29 protein-coding genes are annotated in these 19,723 nt (G+C 62.2%); 8 read left to right on the top strand and 21 right to left on the bottom strand.

The window, feature by feature from the left end; genetic code table 11:
• The 7 genes from B5G40_RS00775 (at position 1) to B5G40_RS00745 (ending at position 5,361) form a co-directional block, all read left to right on the top strand.
• The gene (locus B5G40_RS00775; RefSeq protein ID WP_087398449.1) at positions 1 to 819 is read left to right on the top strand and encodes a permease prefix domain 1-containing protein; all 819 of its coding nucleotides are present in this window, start codon (positions 1 to 3) and stop codon (positions 817 to 819) included.
• Entirely contained in the window at positions 812 to 1,438 is a 627-nt protein-coding gene (locus tag B5G40_RS00770) for a DUF5044 domain-containing protein (protein ID WP_087398448.1), read from the top strand. Before B5G40_RS00775 ends, B5G40_RS00770 begins: the two co-directional genes overlap by 8 nt.
• Before the next feature lie 4 nt (positions 1,439 to 1,442).
• Positions 1,443 to 2,201, top strand: a complete 759-nt coding sequence (locus B5G40_RS00765; protein ID WP_087398447.1) for a permease prefix domain 1-containing protein — start codon at positions 1,443 to 1,445, stop codon at positions 2,199 to 2,201.
• Positions 2,198 to 2,929 carry a hypothetical protein gene (locus B5G40_RS00760; RefSeq protein ID WP_087398446.1) on the top strand — a complete coding sequence of 244 codons (732 nt, stop codon included), beginning with the start codon at positions 2,198 to 2,200 and terminating at the stop codon, positions 2,927 to 2,929. Before B5G40_RS00765 ends, B5G40_RS00760 begins: the two co-directional genes overlap by 4 nt.
• A 12-nt stretch (positions 2,930 to 2,941) precedes the next feature.
• The gene (locus B5G40_RS00755) at positions 2,942 to 3,700 is read left to right on the top strand and encodes a permease prefix domain 1-containing protein (protein ID WP_087398445.1); all 759 of its coding nucleotides are present in this window, start codon (positions 2,942 to 2,944) and stop codon (positions 3,698 to 3,700) included.
• Positions 3,697 to 4,380 carry a hypothetical protein gene (locus B5G40_RS00750; RefSeq protein ID WP_087398444.1) on the top strand — a complete coding sequence of 228 codons (684 nt, stop codon included), beginning with the start codon at positions 3,697 to 3,699 and terminating at the stop codon, positions 4,378 to 4,380. The genes B5G40_RS00755 and B5G40_RS00750 overlap by 4 nt, the downstream gene beginning before the upstream one ends.
• Positions 4,381 to 4,497: 117 nt before the next feature.
• Positions 4,498 to 5,361 (top strand): DMT family transporter, encoded by an 864-nt coding sequence (locus B5G40_RS00745; RefSeq protein ID WP_087398443.1) that lies wholly within the window; start codon positions 4,498 to 4,500, stop codon positions 5,359 to 5,361.
• Between the two features lie 78 nt (positions 5,362 to 5,439).
• Here B5G40_RS00745 and B5G40_RS00740 read toward each other — a convergent pair whose 3' ends face one another.
• The 21 genes from B5G40_RS00740 to B5G40_RS00640 all read right to left on the bottom strand — a co-directional run bounded on the left by B5G40_RS00740 (position 5,440) and on the right by B5G40_RS00640 (position 19,165).
• Entirely contained in the window at positions 5,440 to 6,009 is a 570-nt protein-coding gene (locus B5G40_RS00740; protein ID WP_087329275.1) for a DUF2313 domain-containing protein, read from the bottom strand.
• Positions 6,006 to 7,070, bottom strand: a complete 1,065-nt coding sequence (locus tag B5G40_RS00735; RefSeq protein WP_242959097.1) for a baseplate J/gp47 family protein — start codon at positions 7,068 to 7,070, stop codon at positions 6,006 to 6,008. Before B5G40_RS00735 ends, B5G40_RS00740 begins: the two co-directional genes overlap by 4 nt.
• Positions 7,067 to 7,414, bottom strand: coding sequence for a hypothetical protein (locus tag B5G40_RS00730; RefSeq protein ID WP_087269399.1), 348 nt, complete (start codon positions 7,412 to 7,414; stop codon positions 7,067 to 7,069). Before B5G40_RS00730 ends, B5G40_RS00735 begins: the two co-directional genes overlap by 4 nt.
• Before the next feature lie 4 nt (positions 7,415 to 7,418).
• Positions 7,419 to 7,784, bottom strand: coding sequence for a hypothetical protein (locus tag B5G40_RS00725; protein ID WP_087398442.1), 366 nt, complete (start codon positions 7,782 to 7,784; stop codon positions 7,419 to 7,421).
• 12 nt (positions 7,785 to 7,796) lie between these two features.
• On the bottom strand, positions 7,797 to 8,744 hold the full coding sequence (locus tag B5G40_RS00720; RefSeq protein ID WP_087398441.1) for a hypothetical protein: 948 nt from the start codon (positions 8,742 to 8,744) through the stop codon (positions 7,797 to 7,799).
• Positions 8,744 to 9,319 (bottom strand): SafA/ExsA family spore coat assembly protein, encoded by a 576-nt coding sequence (gene safA, locus B5G40_RS00715; RefSeq protein ID WP_343286715.1) that lies wholly within the window; start codon positions 9,317 to 9,319, stop codon positions 8,744 to 8,746. The genes B5G40_RS00720 and safA overlap by 1 nt, the downstream gene beginning before the upstream one ends.
• Positions 9,316 to 9,828 (bottom strand): hypothetical protein, encoded by a 513-nt coding sequence (locus B5G40_RS00710; RefSeq protein ID WP_087398439.1) that lies wholly within the window; start codon positions 9,826 to 9,828, stop codon positions 9,316 to 9,318. Before B5G40_RS00710 ends, safA begins: the two co-directional genes overlap by 4 nt.
• Entirely contained in the window at positions 9,825 to 10,034 is a 210-nt protein-coding gene (locus B5G40_RS00705; protein WP_087269384.1) for a molybdopterin oxidoreductase, read from the bottom strand. The genes B5G40_RS00710 and B5G40_RS00705 overlap by 4 nt, the downstream gene beginning before the upstream one ends.
• On the bottom strand, positions 10,031 to 10,450 hold the full coding sequence (locus tag B5G40_RS00700) for a hypothetical protein (RefSeq protein WP_242959096.1): 420 nt from the start codon (positions 10,448 to 10,450) through the stop codon (positions 10,031 to 10,033). Before B5G40_RS00700 ends, B5G40_RS00705 begins: the two co-directional genes overlap by 4 nt.
• 17 nt (positions 10,451 to 10,467) lie before the next feature.
• Positions 10,468 to 10,857, bottom strand: coding sequence for a hypothetical protein (locus B5G40_RS00695; protein ID WP_087329283.1), 390 nt, complete (start codon positions 10,855 to 10,857; stop codon positions 10,468 to 10,470).
• A gap of 12 nt (positions 10,858 to 10,869) precedes the next feature.
• Positions 10,870 to 11,892 (bottom strand): phage tail sheath C-terminal domain-containing protein, encoded by a 1,023-nt coding sequence (locus B5G40_RS00690; protein WP_242959116.1) that lies wholly within the window; start codon positions 11,890 to 11,892, stop codon positions 10,870 to 10,872.
• 2 nt (positions 11,893 to 11,894) lie between these two features.
• The gene (locus tag B5G40_RS00685) at positions 11,895 to 12,392 is read right to left on the bottom strand and encodes a hypothetical protein (protein WP_087398437.1); all 498 of its coding nucleotides are present in this window, start codon (positions 12,390 to 12,392) and stop codon (positions 11,895 to 11,897) included.
• A 55-nt stretch (positions 12,393 to 12,447) separates the two neighbouring features.
• The gene (locus tag B5G40_RS00680) at positions 12,448 to 12,777 is read right to left on the bottom strand and encodes a hypothetical protein (RefSeq protein ID WP_087398436.1); all 330 of its coding nucleotides are present in this window, start codon (positions 12,775 to 12,777) and stop codon (positions 12,448 to 12,450) included.
• The gene (locus B5G40_RS00675; RefSeq protein ID WP_087269369.1) at positions 12,774 to 13,136 is read right to left on the bottom strand and encodes a hypothetical protein; all 363 of its coding nucleotides are present in this window, start codon (positions 13,134 to 13,136) and stop codon (positions 12,774 to 12,776) included. Before B5G40_RS00675 ends, B5G40_RS00680 begins: the two co-directional genes overlap by 4 nt.
• The gene (locus B5G40_RS00670; RefSeq protein WP_087269366.1) at positions 13,133 to 14,167 is read right to left on the bottom strand and encodes a phage major capsid protein; all 1,035 of its coding nucleotides are present in this window, start codon (positions 14,165 to 14,167) and stop codon (positions 13,133 to 13,135) included. Before B5G40_RS00670 ends, B5G40_RS00675 begins: the two co-directional genes overlap by 4 nt.
• 18 nt (positions 14,168 to 14,185) lie before the next feature.
• Positions 14,186 to 14,530 carry a hypothetical protein gene (locus B5G40_RS00665; RefSeq protein ID WP_087269363.1) on the bottom strand — a complete coding sequence of 115 codons (345 nt, stop codon included), beginning with the start codon at positions 14,528 to 14,530 and terminating at the stop codon, positions 14,186 to 14,188.
• 87 nt (positions 14,531 to 14,617) lie between these two features.
• Positions 14,618 to 15,505 carry a hypothetical protein gene (locus B5G40_RS00660; RefSeq protein WP_087398435.1) on the bottom strand — a complete coding sequence of 296 codons (888 nt, stop codon included), beginning with the start codon at positions 15,503 to 15,505 and terminating at the stop codon, positions 14,618 to 14,620.
• On the bottom strand, positions 15,502 to 16,677 hold the full coding sequence (locus tag B5G40_RS00655; RefSeq protein WP_087398434.1) for a phage portal protein: 1,176 nt from the start codon (positions 16,675 to 16,677) through the stop codon (positions 15,502 to 15,504). The genes B5G40_RS00660 and B5G40_RS00655 overlap by 4 nt, the downstream gene beginning before the upstream one ends.
• A gap of 17 nt (positions 16,678 to 16,694) precedes the next feature.
• Positions 16,695 to 17,948, bottom strand: a complete 1,254-nt coding sequence (locus B5G40_RS00650; protein ID WP_087398433.1) for a PBSX family phage terminase large subunit — start codon at positions 17,946 to 17,948, stop codon at positions 16,695 to 16,697.
• On the bottom strand, positions 17,945 to 18,235 hold the full coding sequence (locus tag B5G40_RS00645; protein ID WP_087398432.1) for an XRE family transcriptional regulator: 291 nt from the start codon (positions 18,233 to 18,235) through the stop codon (positions 17,945 to 17,947). Before B5G40_RS00645 ends, B5G40_RS00650 begins: the two co-directional genes overlap by 4 nt.
• A gap of 153 nt (positions 18,236 to 18,388) precedes the next feature.
• Positions 18,389 to 19,165 (bottom strand): PepSY domain-containing protein, encoded by a 777-nt coding sequence (locus B5G40_RS00640; protein ID WP_087398431.1) that lies wholly within the window; start codon positions 19,163 to 19,165, stop codon positions 18,389 to 18,391.
• A gap of 247 nt (positions 19,166 to 19,412) precedes the next feature.
• Here B5G40_RS00640 and rpsF point away from each other — a divergent pair, with 247 nt between their 5' ends.
• Positions 19,413 to 19,709 carry a 30S ribosomal protein S6 gene (gene rpsF, locus B5G40_RS00635; protein ID WP_087189288.1) on the top strand — a complete coding sequence of 99 codons (297 nt, stop codon included), beginning with the start codon at positions 19,413 to 19,415 and terminating at the stop codon, positions 19,707 to 19,709.
• The last annotated feature ends 14 nt before the right edge of the window (positions 19,710 to 19,723 follow it).

The raw sequence follows: 19,723 nt of genomic DNA, 5'->3' as shown, positions 1-19,723 counted from the left end.
ATGTCCTCCAATCGCTGCGAGACATTTTGCAGGCAGGTGTGCGCCTTTGTCCGCTTCTCTCCCGACCACGACGCCATCACCGCCGAACTCACCGCCCACCTGGAGGACCACCAGGACGCCCTGCTGGAACTTCACCCCGACCTGACCCCGGAGGAGGCCGAAGAGGCAGCCGTTCTGGCTATGGGTGACCCGGAGGAGCTGGGCCGGGCTCTGAATGAGAGCCACAGTCCCCTGCTGGGGTGGTTCCAGATCTGGTTTCAAGCGGTGGTGTGGCTCTTGTCGGCCATCATTATAATATTTTGCCTGTTCCACCTGCCCGGCACCTTGGAGAACCTGACCGGAAAGCCCGATTCTGTCAGCAGCGATCCCGCCCTCTACTTTGAGCGGAATGTCCACCCAGACAATTTGGTGGCTCAGTATGAGACCAATGCTGTCTATCAGGACCCGCCCTATACCTACACCATAAAACAGGTCGGTATTGAGAACTACTCCGGCGCCCGCTATGTGGAGTGTATCCTCCAGGTAACGCAATCCAATCCCTGGCTGCGCTGTCCCGCCTTTGGCTATGACTTGTGGGCGGAGGACGATGTGGGCAACCGCTATTCCTCCACCCGGGAGTGGCAGGCTCTGGACGAAACCGTCTTTTCCAGAGTGCAGGTCAGCACCCCCATGGGTGATTTCCCCTTTGCCACTCACTACTGCCTCACCGTCACCAACGTGGACCCGGCAGCCACCCAATTGACCTTCCGCTTCGACCGCTATGGAGAGGTCCGCCTCTCCCTCACCGTTCCGCTGAAGGGAGGCGAAGCAGATGGCTGAACGTCCCATCTCCCAGCGGGGCCGCAAATGGCGCCTCCTGAGGGACGCCGTGATCCTGCTGCTTACTCTGGTTTTCCTGGCTGTCACCCTGGATTTCCCCATGTTTACCGCCAGACAGGCCCTGCGGGCCACTCAGACCCGGTATTACTGGGAGGACAGCCAGGTGGTGGCCGATCTGGGGTCCGGTCCTCTCTATGACCGCCAGTACCTGCTGCGCATGGGAAACTGGTACGCCTGGTGTGGTCTGTCCCGAGAAGGGCTGCTCTGGGATTCCGGCACGCTTGTGTCCCTTTACCGGGACTCGGAACAACCGCTGAGTGCCGTCACGCCCCACAATCTGGGGGTTGTTCTGGTGTTGGCCGGTGACCCGGACATTGTCCAGGTGGAGGTGGAATACCCGGTGTTGGTCTCTGAGTCGGACGCCGGCATGGTCTATGGCCTGAATACCCTCCGCCAGGGCCCGGCGGCAGATGGCTGCTTCTGGTTTCAGCTTACCGGGAACCTGCTCCCCGCCTATTATATGGACCGTATCCGCCTCCGTGGCTACGACGCCGACGGAAGGCTGATCTACCAGTCCCCTGAACCGGAATCCTGGACGACTCGTTATGAACTGAGGTGAGTGTATGTCCTCCAAAACCTTTGATAGTTTCTGCGATCAGGTGTGTGCATCTATCCGCTGGCCCCCCGCCCAGCGTCTGGCCCGTGAGGAACTGACCGCCCACCTGGAGGACCACGCCGCTGCTCTGGAGGAAAAAGGGATCTCTGCTGAGGAGGCCGCAGTCCAGGCAGTGCAAGCCATGGGAGACCCACAGGAGATCGGCCGCCAGCTGGACCGCTGTCACAGCCCTCTGCTCCCCCGGCTGTCCAAAATCTTTGCCCTGTGCGCCTGCGCCCTCTTTCTCATCGGCTTCTGCGCCAGCGTTCTGCATCAGACTGGTTTCTTCCGCTATGAAACGGTGCTGCTGCCCGCCCCCACCCTGCCCGGCTGGGACGATGGAGACCTGCTCTGCGAGGGAGAAGCCCGGGGCAGCGGCCATGTGGGGGGCTATACCATCCAGGCCAAAGACGCCGCTCTGGTCTACCGCCCCAGCACCAAATTCCGCCCCTCCATGCTGGAAATCCAGGCCGCCGTCACCGTCTCCCACTGGCAGCCCTGGCTGGACCACCTGACCCCCTCCATCCCCGCCGTCTGGACCGACTCCGACGGCGCCTCCGGTACGGTCTCCTGTTGCCCCATGGCCTCCACCCTTCTGGCTCAAAACTGGTATCTGGTTCTGGAGGACCCCACCCCCGGCTGCAGCTGGTTCTCCGTCACTCTGGGTAGGCCCGGCGATCAATGCACCCTGGAAATCACTCTGGATGAGGAGGTGCCTCCGGCATGAAACACTTTCGCTATTACATCCTGCCCCGCCTCCTGCTGGTTCTGAGTATCATAGCCGCTCTGTTCTGTCTCTTCTTCCTGTGGCTTTCACTGGATGCCCCGCTCCCCTCCCCGGCCGCCATCTGCGCCCGGATAGATCGGGAAAACTACAGCTCCGGCGGCGAGATCGTGGCCTCCGGCCCCATCGATATGACGGAGGAAGGGATCATCATCAAAAGTGATTATACCGACCGGGACTGCTGGTGGTTCATACGCCGCAGCGGCAATCGCTTTCAGCTCCAGGTGCTGGAGCGGCTGGCCGGGTTCCTGTGGCGCCCATTGGACCGCGCTACCCGTGGCCGTTCCTATCAGCTCTCCCTCCAGGATCAGCCCATCGGATGTACCTTTGATGTCTTTCAGCTGACCTCCCTGGATGGCTTCTCTGGTATGGATGCCTCAAAGGTCATTCCCATCCTCCTCTGTGCGGACCCCGCTGTGGTGCGGGTGGAGGCCCAACTGGTTGCCCTGTCAGAGGAGGACTGGGCCAATCCACAGGCCGCCATCGCTCAGCGCGGAGTCTCCCCCACCTTCACCAAGGCGGGAGACGGAGTATGGGTAGGTCCCTCCCCCTATGTTCTGATCCCCTGGGCATCCTCTGACAACAGCGGCCATCTGGTGGCCTTCTGCCAGGGCTATGATGCCGACGGCAATCTGGTCTGCTCCTATGATCCCACCGAAGACAGGGAATGAGGTGAATCCGCCTTGTGCCAGCCATTTGAACAATTCTGCGACCAGGTGTGTTCTGTCATCCGGCTGCCGCTGGCCAAGCGTCTGGCCCGGGAAGAGCTGACCGCCCACCTGGAGGACCACGCCGCCGTGCTGGAGGAACAGGGCATCGAACCTAAGGTGGCCGCCCGCCGGGCGGTGGAAGCTATGGGAGATCCCTACCAGATTGGCCATGAGCTAGACCGCTGCCACAGCCCCCTGTTTCCCGGCCTGACCGCCCTGTTCACCGTGCTGGGCATCATGCTCATTCTGGTCAGCACCGTGGCCAGCGGCCTGCATCAGACCGGTCTCTTTGCCCATGACTCCCTGCTCCCACCTTCCTGTACCCTTCCCGCTCAAGTCAATGAGACCCTGGTGGTCTCCGGCTCCGCCTCCGGCGGCGGAACGGTAGGCGGTTACACCATCTCCGCCCACAACGCAGCCCTGGTTCGCACACCGGACTACCCGAATTTCCCCTCCCGGCTGGAGGTCCAGGCCTCCCTCTCAGTCTCCCACTGGCAGCTGTGGCTGGACAATCTGGAACTGTACGAGGTACCGTATACCTGGATCGATTCCACCGGCGCCACCGGGGAGGCCTATTGCTTTACCTTATCTACCTCGCCTCTGGCCGCCAGCGGGTATCTCGCCATCGCCGATCCCACCCCCGGCGCCCAATGGTTCACCGTCACCCTGGGCAAACCCGGCGACCAGATCATACTCCGCATTGAGCTGGAGGAGGAGGTGCCGTTTTCATGACCCATTTTCGCTACTATACCCTACCCCGCATCCGCTGGGCCTTGAGCATCCTGCTGCTGTGCCTAGGACTGCTCTCCGCCTGGGTAGCCCTGGATACTCCCCTCCCCTCCTCCGCCGCCGCGTGTGAGCGCCTGAACCGGGAACACTATGTGATAGATAACACCATCCTGGCCTCCGGCCCCATCCAATACCAGGAGATCCAGGGTGACTATGTACCAAAAAACACCTGGTGGTTTGTGGGCCGTCAGGGGGACACCGTGCAGTTTTATACCCTGGACCAGCTGGTCGGTTTCCTGTGGCGGCCTGCGGATACCCTTCCCTTTTGGCAGCTGGATCTCACCCAGCTGGAAGATCCCATTTATTGCAATCTGTTCGGCTCTTGGCCCGGTTTTGACCTTGCCTTTGAGGCCACCCCTGTGGTGATCTGCACCGACCCCAGGGTGGTGCGGGTGGAAGCCCAGCTGATCTCTCTGGGTACCAGTGAGCGGGCCGATCCCCAGGCCGCCATAGACAGCCGCGGCGTCTCTCCCACCTTTACCCAGGTGGCCGACGGCGTGTGGGCCGCTCCCTCCACCCTGGCCCCCGGCCCATCCGATGACAGCGGTGCGGTCTGGCTGGCCTGGTGCCAGGGCTATGACGCCGACGGCAATCTGGTCTGCCAGAGTTCTCCCATTTCCTGACCTGCTGGAAGCTCTTCCAATGATTGACTTGAAGCCCTCTTGATGCTAACATTGCCTTGGGTGGTTGGTCCCTCTGTCCAACTACCCAAGATGAGATGAAACAGGAGGGCGGTCACGTTGAAGAAAAGCCAGTGGATGGGCCACGGGATGGCCCTGATCTGCGTTGTGGTCTGGGGCTCCACCTTTATGGTGAGCAAGGGCCTGATGACCTTTCTTCAGCCCGTCCAGTTGATGCTGCTCCGCTTCATTCTGGCCTATCTTCTACTGTGGGTCCTCCATCCCAAGTGGTATTTCCGCTGGCGGGAGGAGTGGCGTTTCCTCCTGTTGGCCCTGTTTTCCAACACCCTCTACTGTCTGGCGGAAACCAACGCCATCACCCTGACCCAGACCTCCAACGTGAGCATCCTGGTCTCCACGTCCCCCATCTTGATGGCGCTGCTTCTGGCGGTCATCCGAAAAGAGGAGCACCTGAAACGGGGCCAGATCACCGGCTACGCCGTGGCCTTCGTGGGCGTGGTGCTGGTGGTCCTCAACGGTATGACCGCCCTCCATCTGCGGCCTCTGGGAGACCTGCTGGCCCTGTCTGCCGCCGCCTCGTGGTCGGTCTACTGCCTGCTGCTGCGCCGGTGGTCCCCGCTGTACGACGGCCTGCTCATCACCAGAAAGCTGATGTTCTACGGCATCCTGACGGTACTTCCTCTGGTCCTGCTGGACGGTCATCCCATTCCCTTTGAATCGGTGTTCACCTGGGAAAATGGGCTGAAGCTGATGTATCTGGGCTTTGTGGGCAGCGCTCTATGCTACCTGTTCTGGAATAAGGCCACTCAGAAGATCAGCGTGCTGAAAGCCAGCCTGTACATCTACATGGTCCCCCTGGTTACCCTGGTGGTCAGCGCCGTGGCCATCCATGAGACCATCACCGTCACCGGCGTGATCGGCATTTTCCTGGTGATTGCCGGCATGGTCCTGGGCACGCTTTAAACTACATAACCAACAAGAAGCACAGACGGTCAAACAGGCCAGTCTGTGCTTCTCTTTGCTTGTTCTCCCCACCGGCTGTTACTCCACCATCTTCTCCAGTTCCTCCCAGGTGGGTCCCAAAGTCTCGATCTCGCCCCAAGTGGAAAACTTCTGTTCCATCAGTGCCCAGGTGATATACCAGTACACATATTCTACGCCCAAATGGGCGGGCAGAATGCTCTCAATGATCTCCCGCAATTCTTCAAACCCATCGGGAATTCCGGGCACATCAGGGAAGTAAACCTCTACCGTCCCCGCCTTTCCGGTCTCTCTGGCCTGGGCATTGATGCCGCAGCCTTTCAGGTTGTCATTGATGGCCGCCAGAGTGAAGCTGTCCCCGCCGATGCGGAGCAGGGCAGCCAAAGCCGCCCGCCGCATTTCCAGATCGGCGGTCACCGGCCGCCGGGTCAGCAGGCTCTCCACAGCCTCCAGCCCCCGGTCCTCCGCCGTGGAGAGCAGCATCTCCCGCTGGATCTCCTCCAGACCAGCTTCCACACCGTCCAGCGCCTGACCCTGGGCCTCCAGCTCCCCGCCGTTGGCAGTGCCCTCCAGTTCGTAGACCCGCAGGGGCCGCAGCAGGTCCTTCAAATATTCCGCGTAGCCGCTCATGCCGTTCCCTCCGTCCGGGTGACCGAGACAGTGTTCAGTTGGGGCAGTACATCGTGCTCCACCGTCACATCGGCGGCGGGGGCGGTAAGGGTGTAGTTTTCCACTCCGTCCACCTCATAGATCAGCTGGCCCAGCTTAGCCCGCAGGATGTTCTGGCCCAGCCTCTGGCCGTTGAACCAGCTCCGGATGGCCTGCTCCACATTCTGCCGCACCGTCTCCCCGTCCCGGTTGGCCGCTGTCTGGATCTGAGCGGTCACATCCACATTCTGTACTTCCGGGGCACGCACCTGCACATCCACGGCGATCTCCCGCCGCTCCTCAAAATAGGCCTGCAATTCCCCCAGCAGTTCCTCATCGGGCACTCCGGCGGCGGTAGCCACCACCACGTCCACCGAGCCTACCCCTCTGGGCCGGGATACCACCGCCGCAGCCGCCACCTGAGGAAAGGACATGGCGCTCTGCTCATAGTAGGCGGCGTTGGCGCCGTTGGGCATCCGTTGGAAGGTCTCCATCACTCTGGCCCGCAGGGTCTCGTCGTCCTCCTCGTCCAGGCCGCCGGAGAAGCCGTCCGGGTTGGTGCACCGGCCGATCCCCACCGGGGCCACCGCCATGGCCCGGATGGTACCCGCCGCCACATTGCCCGCCGTCCCGGGCTCCAGGGCTACCGCCGGGGCATCCACCTGGGTTTCACCAGCCTGGAGGGTAACCTCCTGGGTGGTCTCAAAGCGGATCAACCCCGCCGTCATACACACCGTCCCCGCCGGGATGGTCAGATCGGCCTGGGCGGCGCTGTCCGTCTGGAAACGAATGGTCCCCTCCGCCGCCACGGCCTCACGGCGTTCCAGGCCCCGCAGCTGGGCGTGCTTGTCCAGATATTCCCCCTCCGCACTCTGGGGAAAACACTGGCGATTCACCCAGTCGGCCTGGATGTACAGGGCGTAGATCTGGGCAGCCACGGCGTACAGCCGTACCGCCATATCTCCGTCTCCGGCCAGAGCAATCCCCGTCTCTTTCTCAAAGATGGCCGTCATCTCTCCATAGATCTCGTCAATGGATCTCACCAAATCCCTCCCGTCTCAACCGTCAGCTTCAGCTCCTCCCCCTGCCAGGTCAGCGCCACCTCCATGGTGCCGTCCTCCTTCAGGCTCACGGCAGTCACCGTCAGGTCAGGCTCGTCCTCCAGGGCCTGGGCCACATATTGCTGGGCCAGGTTCTGTCGCTGGGCGGGCTTGCAGCGGCCCAGCTGGTAGAGCTGGCTGCCCAGGTTGGGCAGAAAGGGGAAGCTGCCCCGCGGGATGGATAGCTTCCACAGCACCCGCTGGAGCAGCTCCTGGCTGCCCTCCGCCCGCCGGTAGCCGCCCCCCTCGTCGGGCACATAGTCGCCGTCCCTTACCATCAGTTCCATCTGCTCACTCCCTTGTCATGACCTCCTTGCCGTCCACCAGCAGTTTGCCGGTCACGGACACCGTGCCGTCCATGCCCAGGCGAATGGAGGTGCCTCCGCTGTAGAGCAGCACCTCACCCTCCGCCACGCCGTACTCCTCGGCACACCGTGCCCCCGCTACGCAGGGGGCCTCACCGTCGGCGCCGGTCTTGAGGACCAGCACCTGGTCACCTCGGGCTGGCCGCCATACATAGCCGCCGGGGGCAAATACCGGCAGGTCACGCCGCTCGCCGTCCAGGCATACCCCTGCCGGGTCGCCCCCCAGGGTAACGGTGCCCACCTGAGAACCTCCATCTTTTCTTCTACGCCGCTGCTGCTGTGCCAGCCACATCTTGTCTCCCTCCTACTTCAATGCCGCCGGGTCCCCCAGCACCAGCCGGGTGTAGGTTCCCTTCTCGTCCATTCCGCTCACCATTTCCGCTACCCGCCAGGTACCCCGACCCACCGGTTTGTTCAGGTGGACCTCTACCAACTCCCCCGGCCAGGTCACAAAGGCCCCGGGCAATTCCAGCTCCAGCTGCCGCAGCTCCTCCGCCGACCGCTCCAACTGGTAGCTGCCGGAATAGCGCATGGTCTGATAGCTGCTCTTTCCCGGCATGGTGAGCACCCTCCGGCACCGGCCGCCCCGCCGGGCGAAGTCCTGGTTCTCCACTGTCTGCACCGCTCCGGTGGTTCTGTCCCGCACCAGGATCTGGGACAGAACACCGTACCGCTGATCCCGCAGGGTAAGGGCGGTCACTCCCGTGTCCTCGGACAGCACCAGCTTCTCCCCTGTCTCCCAGGGGGTGACCACCAGCCTCCCCAGCCGATCGAACCGGGGGGTAATCCCGCCGTAATACCGGCAGAACTCATAGACCACCTGCCACTCGCTGCTTCCCACCGCCACGGAAAAGCCGGGCACGGCGGTAAGCTTGGCACCCGGCGCCGCCTCCAGCCCGTAGGGCGTCACATGGTCCCGCAGGATGTCCTGCCAGGTGGCCACCTGGTAGTCCATACCCAGAGCCTCGTTGTCCAGCAGCCGGGCCGCCATACCTCGACCGGATATGGTCAAAAAACCGCCCTGTTCATCCCAACCCCGCTCACACTCGTCCACCAGGCCGGTGAATACCCGCTGACCTCCCTCGTCGGCGGTAAAGCTGACTGTCTCCGCCAGCAGATCCTCCTCCGGCTCCCACAGGCAGCGCACCTCGAAGCTGTCGCAGGGGGTGCCCAGCCCATACTGAAACTTCCATTCCGTTATCTGGGGCAGCGCAATCTGACTTCCGTCCCAGCAATGCAGTACGGCCTCCATCACGCCACCCGCACTTTCTGCCCCGGGTAGATCAGGTTGGGATTTTTGATCTGGGGATTGAGGGCGATAAGGTCTGTCAGACTCACTCCATACCGCCGGGCAATCCCCCACATGGTGTCCCCCCGTACCACGGTGTACCACTGCTCTCCGGTGGAACCAGTCTGGGCAGTCCCTCCCGTCGTTCCGCCAGAGGTGGTGGTCACTCGGGTACCTGTGCTGTGCCCACCAAATTCCTCCCAGAAGGTGAAGGTGTACTTCACATAGTCGGCTCTGGGCTCCTGACTGAGGGAGAGCTCCACAAAGTAGGCGTTGGCCGTCTGCCACACCGGGTGGACCAGGATACCCGGCCCCTCGTTGTAAAAGACGGTGGCCAGCTTCTTAAACTCATCGTAGGCCCCCTCCCCCACAAACTCTCCTTCTCCCCGCATGATGCGGTAAGAGGGTCCCAGATCCTGCAGGGCATAGTGGCCGAAGGGCACCTCCCTGGCCCCCACCTTCCGCTTGAAGGAGATGGAATACACCCTGGGATTGTGGGGCCATACATAGTTTTTATAGCGCATTGCCGCCAGTCTCACAGCAGTTGAAACCCCCCGTCAAATCTTCGTGCGTCCCGCCGCACCAGCCGGTCCAGCCGCCGCAGCCCATCCTGACCGCCGTTCTGTTCTCTGCCCGGCGGCTCCAATGTCACCACTTGGGTCTGCCGCTCCGCCACCGGAAGGCCCGCCAGGCTGATCCGTACCGCCTGATCCAGCTCCCGGACAGCCTCCGTCCAGGCCCGGTCAGTCTCCGGCCCGCCATTCGTCCGGCGCTCCCCGGCCTGACCCAGTACGTCTGACCCCGCCGCCCACCGGCGGATATCTCCGCCGGTGACAGTTCCGGAACCGCCCGCCGTCAGAGCCAAACCTGCCCCGTCCCTGCCCTCCAGACTGGACAGGACAGCTTCTTCCGTGTTCTCTCCGCTCTGTCCGGCCTCTTCTTCTCCCACAGCAGGGAGGGGGACCCGCACCGGGCCGGTCTTCCAGACCCCGTCCCTTTCCTCCCGCTCCAGCTGCTGCTCCAGCAGCTGTCCAATATAGTCGATCATGCCTGCTCCCCCCGCATCAGCCGTTCAAACCGCTCCTGATCGAAGGAGGCGTTCTGTCCACCCATGGTGGTCCCCGCCGGCTGTCCGCATACCGGGCAGCACACCTCCTCCGCCTTCTGTCGGCAGGAGGGACAGAGCTGCTCCAGCACTTCCTCCCGGTCCAGCATCAGGTTGAGGGCGCACCACAGGTAGTCTCTGGCCTTCATTTTTTGGGCCCGTTCCTCCGTTGGAAGAGCCCCAAACGTCTTGAGCACACGCCAGCGAAGGCGCTCATAAGGCGTATGCTCCAGGCTTTTTTTATGGGTTGAGTCTCCTCCTCCCCATCCTCAGGGGAGGGATTTTCCGCCCGATCCAGCTCATCCCACAGCCGGGCCAGGTTTGCCACCTCCCGGGCGCTGAGATGTTCCAGCACCGCCCGGCCGGAGGAGAACAGGGGCTTGCCGTTCTCCTCCAGGGCGCGGGCCAGCAGGCAGGCATTGGCGCACAGAGCCCGCTCCCCTTCGCCCTGAGCCAGTTCCTCCCCCTCCCGGCGTGCCTCCAGCACCTCCAGGGCGGAGAGCAGCCGCAGCTGGGTGCCGTCCTCCAGGGTCAGCCGGTCTTTTCGATTCAGCAGGGACTCCATCTTGCAGTCTCCCCCACTCATACCGCCGTCTCGATCCGCTTGGCCGCCACCACCGTGATCTTTTCCACTACCATAGCCCCCAGAGCACCGGTCTCGCCGATGGCGCTCCACTGGCAGCCGGAGTAGATGATCTTCCGGTCAGGCTTGCAGATCACCAGGCTGAAATCCTCCAGGTCGTGGAAGTTGATGCCGTCCCGGATGGCCTCATCGGTGGCGTATAGCCGGGTCAGCTCCAGCACGTGGCTGCGCGGGCCGGGGATGGTGGCCACCGGCTCCTCCTCGCCGAAGGCCTCCACGCTCTGGCTGGAGCGGGTGGTCTTGGCAGTGTAGCTCTGGACCACCGCCACCTTTTTCCCGTCGATCTCCAGGTAGATGTCGCTGCTGGTGGGAAAACCTGAAATTTTCATGTGCTTCCCTCCTTATACCGTGATGTGGGCAGTGAGCCAGATCTGGTTGAGGCCGTGGGCCACCGTAAAGGTAAAGTCCACCAGACAGACGGTGGGATTTTCCGTGTCCGCCTCCACCGTCACCTGATCGTAGCCGGTGATGATCTCCCTGGCCAGCTTGTTCTCCAGTTCCAGCACCACCTGGGAGCGGATAGCTCCCCGTGTCTGCTCCGTGTTCTTGGTCCTGCGGAACTTGGCCCGCAGGGAGTTACGGATGGTGGGAATCACGTCGTCCACAATGCGGATGGTGGTCAGTTCCCGCCAGGTGGCGTCCTCCGCCTCTCCGGTCTTGGTGCGGGTGGTGACGCCCCGCACCACGCTGACCACGCCGCTCACATTTTCCAGGGGGGTAACGCCGCCCTGCACCAGTGTGTCGATCTCGGTGTCAGCGTACCGGGCCTCCATCCCCTCCAGGCCCTTCAATTCCGCGCCGCCCAGAGGGATGGCGGGGTCACTCTCTCCGGCAATGGCCCCTGCCACGGCAGCAGCGGCCAGGCCGGTGTCATCGCCGGGGGCCACCAGCACCACCCGCTCGCTGTTAAGCCCTTCCGCCCGCTGGACCAGGGCCTCCACATTCTCGCTCTGAGCGCCGCCCACCACGGCGATGCGCTCCCGTCGGGCCTGGGACGCGTCGCAGACGCTCTGCCGCAGAGCCTGCTGGACGGTCAATTCCGTGCTGTCGCACACTACCACAGAGATATCCTCCTCTGCCGCCAGCAGGTCAAAGGCTACCTGATAGTTTTCCTGGCCGCTCACCGGGGCCGCCACCACCTTGGCCGCGCCGTTGCGGAACAACACCTGCACCAGTTTGGTCAGGTTCTCCTCCTGACCAAACTGGGTGACCGCGTCCTCATAGCGGTTGAGGGTATACAGCTTGCCACTCTCCCCCTCGCTGACCAGGCCCACCAGGCCCACCGTACGGCCGCCACCGCTGCCGCTGATCACGGTGGAGGCGTCGTAGCTGGAGTATACTCCAGGCCGTTCATGGATCGTCATACTCAAATCCGGCTCTCTCCTCTCACAATAAAGTCCAGGAAGGTGCCGCCCTCCTGAGCCACCGCGTACAGGTAGCCCCGGCATACCGCCTCCACCGTCCGGTGGTAGAGGCCAGCCCCATGGTCAAATTCCGTCTCTCCGCAGGAGAGCTCCTGTAGGGTGAGGCCGGGCGGTCCCTCCCGCTGCAAGGCCTCAGCCATCCGGTCGAAGGTCTCCTGGATGCCCGCCGCGCCGCAGCCCTGGGGGGCGTACAGGTCCAGCCCAAAGGTGAGGACGATCTTCCTCCCGTACAGCTCCTGCCACTGGCCGCTCTCCTGGTCGTACCGCTCTCCCAGGTAGTCCCGGAACCCCTCCGGTCCCCCCTGGCAGGCCCGGAGGGAAACGGCGGTTACCACTCCATCTCTCCGAGCCCGCCTCATCTCCGGGTAGGCGCATTGGGCCTCGATGCCCTGCCCCTGCAGATAGTCCGCCATCCGCTCCCGGATCGTTCCAAACTCCATTGCTCTCCCCCGCTTCCCACAGTCTTTCCACCCGTCAAAACACTCAAGGTTCCGCTCAGTCCCTGACCGCCAGCAGCCCCCACCAATACACCAGCCTATCCCCCAGATAAACCGGCTGGGCGCTGCGCACCGTAAAGATCTGATTTCCCCAGGCGATGTACCCGCCGTCCAGCTCATCCAGGGCCATGTCCGGCCCGCCCAGGCAGATCCACCGGTCCTGCCGCACCAGTCCCAGAGGGGTGGGCTGCCGCTGGAAAAAATCCGCCCCCTTCTCCAGGACGGGCTGGAGGAAGGCCCGGCACGCCGTGCCCTCCTCCTGTCCCTGCCGGTAGAGGGTGATGGTCTGACCATATCTGGATAAAATCCGTTCCCAGCGTCCGGTCATCCCTCCACCCCCTGGAACAGGAACCCCCGGTCTTTCAGATAGGGCCCCAGCACCGTCTCGCCCTGGAGCCGGAGGGCGGCGGAGCGCTCCCGATCCTGGACGCAGTCTGCCTCCCGGATGGTAACGCTTCCGGCAGTAAACTCGGTCCCGCCGCCGTACTGGCCTCCGGCCAGCCCTGCCAACGCCACCCAGGCGCACCCCAGCACGAAGGCCGGGCCGCAGTCCTCCGGACTTACCCCATCCCGGAGCCGTCCGGTCATCTCAGTCTCCGCCGCCCGGCACAGGGCCTCCAGGGCCGCCTGCTGGCCGTCGTCTACATGACCCAGACTCTGGGCCATGGCCATAATCTCCTCAATCATTTCAGCTTCAGCACCTTGGCGGCATCGGTAAACAACTTGGCAAAGCCGGAGATGGAGGTGATAGCGGCCCGCTCCAGCTGGCGGTCAATGAGCTTGTCATACTCCACCATCACGTCGGAGCCCTGTACCATCTCCAGAGCGTAGTTCTTGTCCAGGCCAATGAGCTTACCACTCTCCAGAGCGGAGGTGCGCAGCAGGGTGGCCCCCAGGGGGGTGGCCAGCTTGCCGGTACCCTGGAAGTTGAGGCCGGTAAGGGGGTTCTGGAACTCGTCCATCTTAAGCAGCTGGCGCATCATGTCGCCGGACACCAGCAGGGTGTTCATCTCGTAGGGGTCAAACTGGGCCCAGAAGTCCACCAGATCGTCGTAGGTCAGGGTACCGGAGGAGCCGCCAATGGGGTCGGAGCCCACAGTATACTCCTTGGCGGGGTTCTCGTTGCCGTCGCCGTGGAGAAGCACATCAATGGCATCCTCCAGGTGCATCCGGTTGATGTGGGCGCCGATCTGCCGCAGGGTGACGGAGAACAGGTCCAGCTTCTGATAGCGGATGGCCTCGTAGGAGGCCACCAGCATCCGGCCCCGCTTGTGGAGCTTGACCAGGTTCTCCTGGGTCTTGACCTGGGTCTGGGGGATGGTGGCGCCCTCCTCCACATGGCGCAGGGCCTTCTGGTCATCCTCGGGCACAGAGGCAATGGAGCGGTAGTCCATGCCATCGAAGCGGGTGACGGCTGCGGTGATGTGGGGCAGCAGGTCGGCCTCCTCCATACCCTGGCGCACCGACCGGGCGATGTACTCGGGGAAGAGGACGGCGGACTGGCTGGTGGAGAAGAACTTTTCCACCACGTCACTGCCCGCGCCCTTCACCTTGATGTCAAAGCGCTTGAGCTGACGCTGATAGGCGTCCAGGCCTTCCAGAGGAGTGCCCTTGTACTGCTCCGAGGGATCCTCCCGCTCCAGCACCTGGGTAAAGGTGCGGCCCGCCTCGTTGTACATACCCTTTTCCAGTCTCAGATTATCAAACCGATAGCTCATATTCCCATCCTCCCTTTCTTACAGACAGATCACGGCCGCGTCAGTCTCCACCCGCACCACCAGATACTCGGTCCCGGTAGAGGTGTCCAGCTTCACGCCGCCGGAACCGTCCGCGGACAGCTTGCACCAGCCGGCGGTAATGCTGCCGCCGCTGGCAGGCACCTTTACCAGTCCGCCCAGCTGGATGGCAGCATATCCGTCCTCGGCAGACAGGGCCACGCCGCAGAACTTCTCGCTTGCGGAGCAGGCACCCACCGTGCCGTCCTCCGTTACCTTGACCACCTGACCGGCGGCCACACCCTCGCCGCAGGCAAAGGTAGCCACCACTTCGCCGATACCTTCAAAGGAAATCTTGCTGCTCATGTTTCTACTCCTTTCTTTTTGTCGGGGCCAATCCCCGTCATTGCGCGCCAGTGCGCACACTGGCGCGGCAATCCGTTATCGTCGGTTTCAGATCAAAAATGCCCCGTCCCGTCCCTCCGCCGGGATCTGCCGCTCCCAGGCGGGCAGCTGGGTCTCCACGCCCCAGGCCTTGTCCACCTGGACCTCAAAGGCCTTCTTCAGCGCGTCCAGTTCCGGCTCCTCCAGCTTCCGGACAATGCCCTTCAGCGTCTCCTGCTCCAGGGCCAGCCCGGCCACGCCGCCCAGGCGCACCACCTCATCCTTGAGCTGCTGGAGGTACTTGCGCCCCAGGGCGGCCTCCCGCTCCAGCTGTTCCATATCCTGTCTCATGCTCTTCATCACCCCCGCGTTTTTCTGGGCCGGCACCGCCACAAAGGACCACTCGTAGGCGTCGGTGGCGTGGACCAGATCGGCCCAGCACAGCTTGCCGCCGTACTCCCTGCCCTTCTCATGGGCGCACCGGCTTCTGTCATGAATGTTCTCCCCGCAGATGGAGCATCTGGCCTCCTCCACCGCGCAGCCCACGCTCACTTCCTTCTTGATGCCGCCCTCGATCTCAGCAATCAGGTCCTTGTTGCTCTCGGTCCGCAGCATATAGGCGTAGCCCTTCAGGTAACACAGAGCGTCCCCCGCCGCCGTGAGGACGCTCTCATCCCGCACCAGTTCGGTGCGGTAGATGCGGGCGGTCTGTCCGGCGGCGCTCCACTGGTGGTCGAAAATACCGCTCTTACCCACAAAGAGGGGGGCCAGCTCCTCCAGAGTCTCCGCCGGGAACCGCTCCCCGTCCCGATCCACCTCATTGTCGCACAGCCGCACGGCGAAGGTGTATACCTCCTCCTCTGTCAGCTTTTTGCGGCTCATGGCGTTGATGAGCCCCAGTTCAGTCTGATCCAGGGCGGTACCCTGATCCACCCCCGCCTGCTTGTTGATGTTCATACCGTCTCTCCCTTCTCTCTGGCCTCGTTGTCCATCTCCACGGTCCTGGCCTGCTGGCGGTAAAGCTCTGCCCGAGCCTCCTCCACCAGATCCTGGAGGTTCACATCCTCCCACTCCACGCTTACCTGAGGCCGATAGCCGTGGAGGGTGAGCCATAATTCACAGATCCGCTCCACCACCGGCTCCAGTCCCCGGCGGATGGCGGTGATCTCACTGGTCATCATATCGGCCTGCTGGGTACTCATCCGCTCGGTGGAGGACCAGGACAATCCCAGGAGGAAGGGAGGGATGCCGGTGCGGGACACCAGCTGTTCCAGGATCTGCCGCACCGGCACCTCGCTGTCCAACACCTGGTTGTCGGCGCCGATGACCTTGATGTCCACATCTCCCACCGCCACAAAATCCCGGACGCTGCCGTGCTTACCCGCCTGCATGGCAGCGGACCACTCCCGGGCGATCTGGCGGCTGCGCTCCTGCACCATGCTCTGATCCAGGGGATTGTCCCCCGGTTTGTATACCACCGCAAAACGGACATTGCCCATCCGCTCCCAGTTCATGCCCATGGCCTGATAAATTTTGAGCAAAATTTCAGTCAGGAAGGGCATGGACCGCAGCAGACTCACCCCATAGGGGCTGTCCGTCTCAGGCTGAAAGGGGGTGAAGAGGAGCAGCTCCTGCCGGGGTAGTTCCCGCATGGTACCGTCGGTCCCCCGGCCCCAGATGGCAAACTCCATGGGGGTGGCCCCCTCCTTGATTTCAATGTCCGCCACATTGCCGCAGAGCAGAGCGGCAATGTCTCTCCGCCTGCGGTCGGGCACGATCTCCCCTACCGCCCGGCCGCAGGTGAGCATGGAGTCCAGATAGCAGTCCAGGAAGGACTGGATGCCCCGCTGGCCCCGGCCTGTGTTCACGTGCTGGAGAAACCAATCCAGCTCCTCCTGGGCCCGTTTGTCTCCGCACTGCACAATCACCCCGCCTGCCAGCCGGATCAGTTTCCAGATGGCGGCATCCACAATGGGCACCGCCTCCCGAATACTGCGGTAGAGGGCAATCTCTCCCTGCTGCAGGGGCACATAGCCGTCCAATACGCCAAAGGGATGCCTGCCGCCCTCCCGGATCTGGACCGCCAGTCCGCCGCCCTCCGGCCCACTTTTCTTATGGAACAGTCCCATAACCACACTCCTTTTTCTCAAAACCGCTCCCGCTCCACGCACAGCCCTCCGAAAAATCCGCCCTCGCCTCCCGCCGCCACCGAGGCGGCGAAATACCGGATGTCGTCCATGGCGTGGTCGTGAACCTTTTGTACCCGGTCCCCCACAGCCTTCTCATCCCAGCAATAGAGGGAAAATTCCCGGATGGCGTCGGCGCAGGGCGTGCAGATCACCAACTTGCCCTGCCGTAACAGATCGGCGGTCACGCGGATACCGGCCAGCACGTCGTTATTGGCCTTTTCTACCCGCCAGCCCTGCCGCCGCAGCAGCTCGATAAAACTGGCGGCGGAGGGGTCGATCACCACCCGCCGGATGGTCCGCCCTCCTGCCAGCTGCTCCAGATCCCGGGCGTACTCTCCGTCGGTTTTCTGCCTGCCCTCCCGCCGGGAGTCGTAGTAAAACTCCTTGACCCGGTACCACACGCCATCCCGCAGACCCCACAGGCCGAAGGAAGAGGGATTCACCGTCCCGTAGTCGCAGGAGATGCACCACTGTTCCATCTCCCCCTGGGGCACAGGCTTCACATAGCTCTCATCAAAAAAGTCGTATACCCGCCCCTCTGCCGCCGCCCACTCTCCCAGCACGAACCGCCGGTAGAAGGTCCCGCTGAAGTTGCGGGTATACCGCCGGATGACTCTGGGGGAGAGGGCTGGGTTGTCCTGCATGGTAAAGTGGAGGTAGAGGGCATTGTGTTCCTCCTTCTTCTGGATCCACTCCTTGTAGAACCAGTGCTCCGGCCCCTCCGGGTTGCAGGAAAACCACATCCGGCTCCCCTCTACCGAGCACCGGGCGCAGGCCTGCTCCACAAAGGACCGGGGCATCAGGGCCACCTCGTCCAGCAGCACCCCCGCCAGGGTGATGCCCTGGATGAGGGCGGCACTTCCCTCGTCCTTTCCACCGAAGAGGTAGAAGGTATTCTCCCGCCCGCCGAAGCGGACGGTAATCAGATTTTTGGACACCTTCTCCTCCCACTGAAAGCCCAGCTCCCTGAGTACCGGTAGCAGCCCACCCAGCAGATTGCGCCGCAGACCGGTGACCGTCTTGCCGCACAGGCCGAAGGCCTGACCATGGAAGGTCCGCATGGCCCAACAGAAGAAGGACAGACCCATACACATGGTCTTGCCGCTGCGTACCGCCCCGTCGCAAATCAATGCTTCCCTGTCCCGCACTTCCGGGTCGCACCACCAGGTGAGCACCTGCTTCTGCTTGGGGGAAAACGTCCGAAATTTCATCTATCCTCCTCAGCCTTCCGTTCCCATGCCTGAAAGAACTCCGCCTGCTTGTCCTCCTGTCCGTCAGAAAGCTCCACCAGCAGTTTGAGTACCGTCAGCCGATCCACCAACTGAATTTCCACAGCTCCTTTGTCGGTGCGTTTGAATCCAGTGAGCGCCGTCAAATCCAGGCTGTCGATTTCCTCCACTTCTCCTTCTTCCAAAAAGGCCAGCTTGACCGCATCGTTGGCCTTGCACTTGGCCAGTTTCTCCATCAGTTCCAACAGCCTGCCCCTCTCACTGTCCACCGCACTCACTCCTCACCCTTGGCGTCCCAGGGCCAAAAGTTGGATGTTTGCGTACACCGAAGGAGAAAAAAAGTCAAAAAAAAATTTGGAACCGCTCCGGTCATCCCGGAGCAGCCCCAAATTTTGGTTTATTTACTTGTCTGTGTTACCGGATCAGTCGTCCCGGTCGGCATCCCAGTCGATGATTACACCGGTAACCGCGTTGATGTCGCAGTCGTACTCCATGTTGCCGTTGCGCATCTCCACTTCGTACACATACCGGCCGTCGTCCCGGTCCAGTTCGCACTTGACCACGGTGGTGCCGGCAGGAGCCTTGGCCAGGGCGATCTCCTTGGCCTTGGCCTCAGTGATGAGGTCGTCCTGGGTGGCGGTGCTGCTGCCGCTGCCCTTCAGGGAAAAGTCATCCCACTCCCGGTCATAGGAGAGCACCGCGCCGCTGGTGGCGTCGATATCGTAGTCGTACTCCGTGTTGCCGGCGTAGAACTCCACCTCATAGTGTACCCGACCGTCATCCCAATCCAGACCGGCCTTCACGAAGATGGCGTCGCTGGCCTTCACGCCCGCATGATTGAGGGCCGCATTCTTGGCCTGTCCCACGGTAATATAGTTGGAGGCGCCGGGAGTGGATGCAATATACTGGTCCTGTGTGGTAAGCACAGCAGTATAGGTGGCGGAATCGTAATCCACCTTCAGACCGGCGGCCTCGCAGATGGCCCGAACGGGGGCGTAGGTAGTACCGTTATAGGAGAAGAGGGGTACCTCATTTCCATCGGCGTCCTTGGGCTGGAACCGTGCGCCGTTCAGGGTCACCTGAATATCGTCCTCAACCTTGATGGTTCTGGTAGCCGCCATGGCGGTAACTCCCAATCCCACTGCCAGAGACACAACCAACATACCGGACACAAAACCTTTTCCAAAACCTCTTTTCATCTGAAAAACTCCTTTACAATGAAATTTATGATTTACTTCATGGGCCTCACCGGCCCTTCTGCCTATACAATGGTGCAGCCCGCCCAAATATTGCACAGAATCTGAAAGTTTTTTATTTTTTATTTTCCCGCGAAAAAATCTTGACTTTTTCCAAATATCTTATATAATAATAGGGCTTGTTTGTGACAAGCCATCCTTGCTCCCGCAAAGAGCGGGGGCCATATGTCCATAAGGAGGTGCAAAGAAAATGGCAAAACTCAGCGGTAACTACGAGGTGGTCTACATCCTCAATCCCAACCTGGGTGAGGAGGCCACTGCTGCCATGGTGGAGAAGTTCAAGACTCTGGTGGAGCAGAACGGCACCCTGGCTGAGGTCGACGAGTGGGGCAAGCGCCACCTGGCCTATCCCATCAATGACCTGACTGAGGGCTACTACGTGCTGATGACTTTCGAGTCCAAGCCCGAGTTCCCCCGCGAGCTGGATCGTATCCTGCGGATCACTGACGGCGTGATGCGCTCCCTGATCGTCTGCAAGGACGAGTAAGAGAGGAGAGGCTT

The sequence above is a fragment of the Flavonifractor sp. An9 genome, from assembly GCF_002161245.1.
GTDB classification, from domain to species: Bacteria; Bacillota; Clostridia; order Oscillospirales; family Oscillospiraceae; genus Flavonifractor; species Flavonifractor avicola.
This window is presented reverse-complemented; position numbering and strand designations above follow the sequence as displayed.

Excerpts from the sequence above, each read along its gene's own strand:
- B5G40_RS00685 (WP_087398437.1), bottom strand. The coding sequence starts at position 12,392 with ATGGAGTTTGGAACGATCCGGGAGCGGATGGCGGACTATCTGCAGGGG.
- B5G40_RS00700 (WP_242959096.1), bottom strand. The coding sequence starts at position 10,450 with ATGGAGTCCCTGCTGAATCGAAAAGACCGGCTGACCCTGGAGGACGGC.
- B5G40_RS00680 (WP_087398436.1), bottom strand. The coding sequence starts at position 12,777 with ATGACCGGACGCTGGGAACGGATTTTATCCAGATATGGTCAGACCATC.
- B5G40_RS00665 (WP_087269363.1), bottom strand. The coding sequence starts at position 14,530 with ATGAGCAGCAAGATTTCCTTTGAAGGTATCGGCGAAGTGGTGGCTACC.
- B5G40_RS00730 (WP_087269399.1), bottom strand. The coding sequence starts at position 7,414 with ATGGAACTGATGGTAAGGGACGGCGACTATGTGCCCGACGAGGGGGGC.
- rpsF (WP_087189288.1), top strand. The coding sequence starts at position 19,413 with ATGGCAAAACTCAGCGGTAACTACGAGGTGGTCTACATCCTCAATCCC.
- B5G40_RS00705 (WP_087269384.1), bottom strand. The coding sequence starts at position 10,034 with ATGAAGGCCAGAGACTACCTGTGGTGCGCCCTCAACCTGATGCTGGAC.
- B5G40_RS00675 (WP_087269369.1), bottom strand. The coding sequence starts at position 13,136 with ATGATTGAGGAGATTATGGCCATGGCCCAGAGTCTGGGTCATGTAGAC.
- B5G40_RS00690 (WP_242959116.1), bottom strand. The coding sequence starts at position 11,892 with ATGACGATCCATGAACGGCCTGGAGTATACTCCAGCTACGACGCCTCC.
- B5G40_RS00695 (WP_087329283.1), bottom strand. The coding sequence starts at position 10,857 with ATGAAAATTTCAGGTTTTCCCACCAGCAGCGACATCTACCTGGAGATC.
- B5G40_RS00770 (WP_087398448.1), top strand. The coding sequence starts at position 812 with ATGGCTGAACGTCCCATCTCCCAGCGGGGCCGCAAATGGCGCCTCCTG.
- B5G40_RS00720 (WP_087398441.1), bottom strand. The coding sequence starts at position 8,744 with ATGGAGGCCGTACTGCATTGCTGGGACGGAAGTCAGATTGCGCTGCCC.
- B5G40_RS00670 (WP_087269366.1), bottom strand. The coding sequence starts at position 14,167 with ATGAGCTATCGGTTTGATAATCTGAGACTGGAAAAGGGTATGTACAAC.
- B5G40_RS00710 (WP_087398439.1), bottom strand. The coding sequence starts at position 9,828 with ATGATCGACTATATTGGACAGCTGCTGGAGCAGCAGCTGGAGCGGGAG.
- B5G40_RS00765 (WP_087398447.1), top strand. The coding sequence starts at position 1,443 with ATGTCCTCCAAAACCTTTGATAGTTTCTGCGATCAGGTGTGTGCATCT.
- B5G40_RS00640 (WP_087398431.1), bottom strand. The coding sequence starts at position 19,165 with ATGAAAAGAGGTTTTGGAAAAGGTTTTGTGTCCGGTATGTTGGTTGTG.
- B5G40_RS00725 (WP_087398442.1), bottom strand. The coding sequence starts at position 7,784 with ATGTGGCTGGCACAGCAGCAGCGGCGTAGAAGAAAAGATGGAGGTTCT.
- B5G40_RS00760 (WP_087398446.1), top strand. The coding sequence starts at position 2,198 with ATGAAACACTTTCGCTATTACATCCTGCCCCGCCTCCTGCTGGTTCTG.
- B5G40_RS00660 (WP_087398435.1), bottom strand. The coding sequence starts at position 15,505 with ATGAACATCAACAAGCAGGCGGGGGTGGATCAGGGTACCGCCCTGGAT.
- B5G40_RS00750 (WP_087398444.1), top strand. The coding sequence starts at position 3,697 with ATGACCCATTTTCGCTACTATACCCTACCCCGCATCCGCTGGGCCTTG.
- B5G40_RS00655 (WP_087398434.1), bottom strand. The coding sequence starts at position 16,677 with ATGGGACTGTTCCATAAGAAAAGTGGGCCGGAGGGCGGCGGACTGGCG.
- B5G40_RS00650 (WP_087398433.1), bottom strand. The coding sequence starts at position 17,948 with ATGAAATTTCGGACGTTTTCCCCCAAGCAGAAGCAGGTGCTCACCTGG.
- B5G40_RS00740 (WP_087329275.1), bottom strand. The coding sequence starts at position 6,009 with ATGAGCGGCTACGCGGAATATTTGAAGGACCTGCTGCGGCCCCTGCGG.
- B5G40_RS00775 (WP_087398449.1), top strand. The coding sequence starts at position 1 with ATGTCCTCCAATCGCTGCGAGACATTTTGCAGGCAGGTGTGCGCCTTT.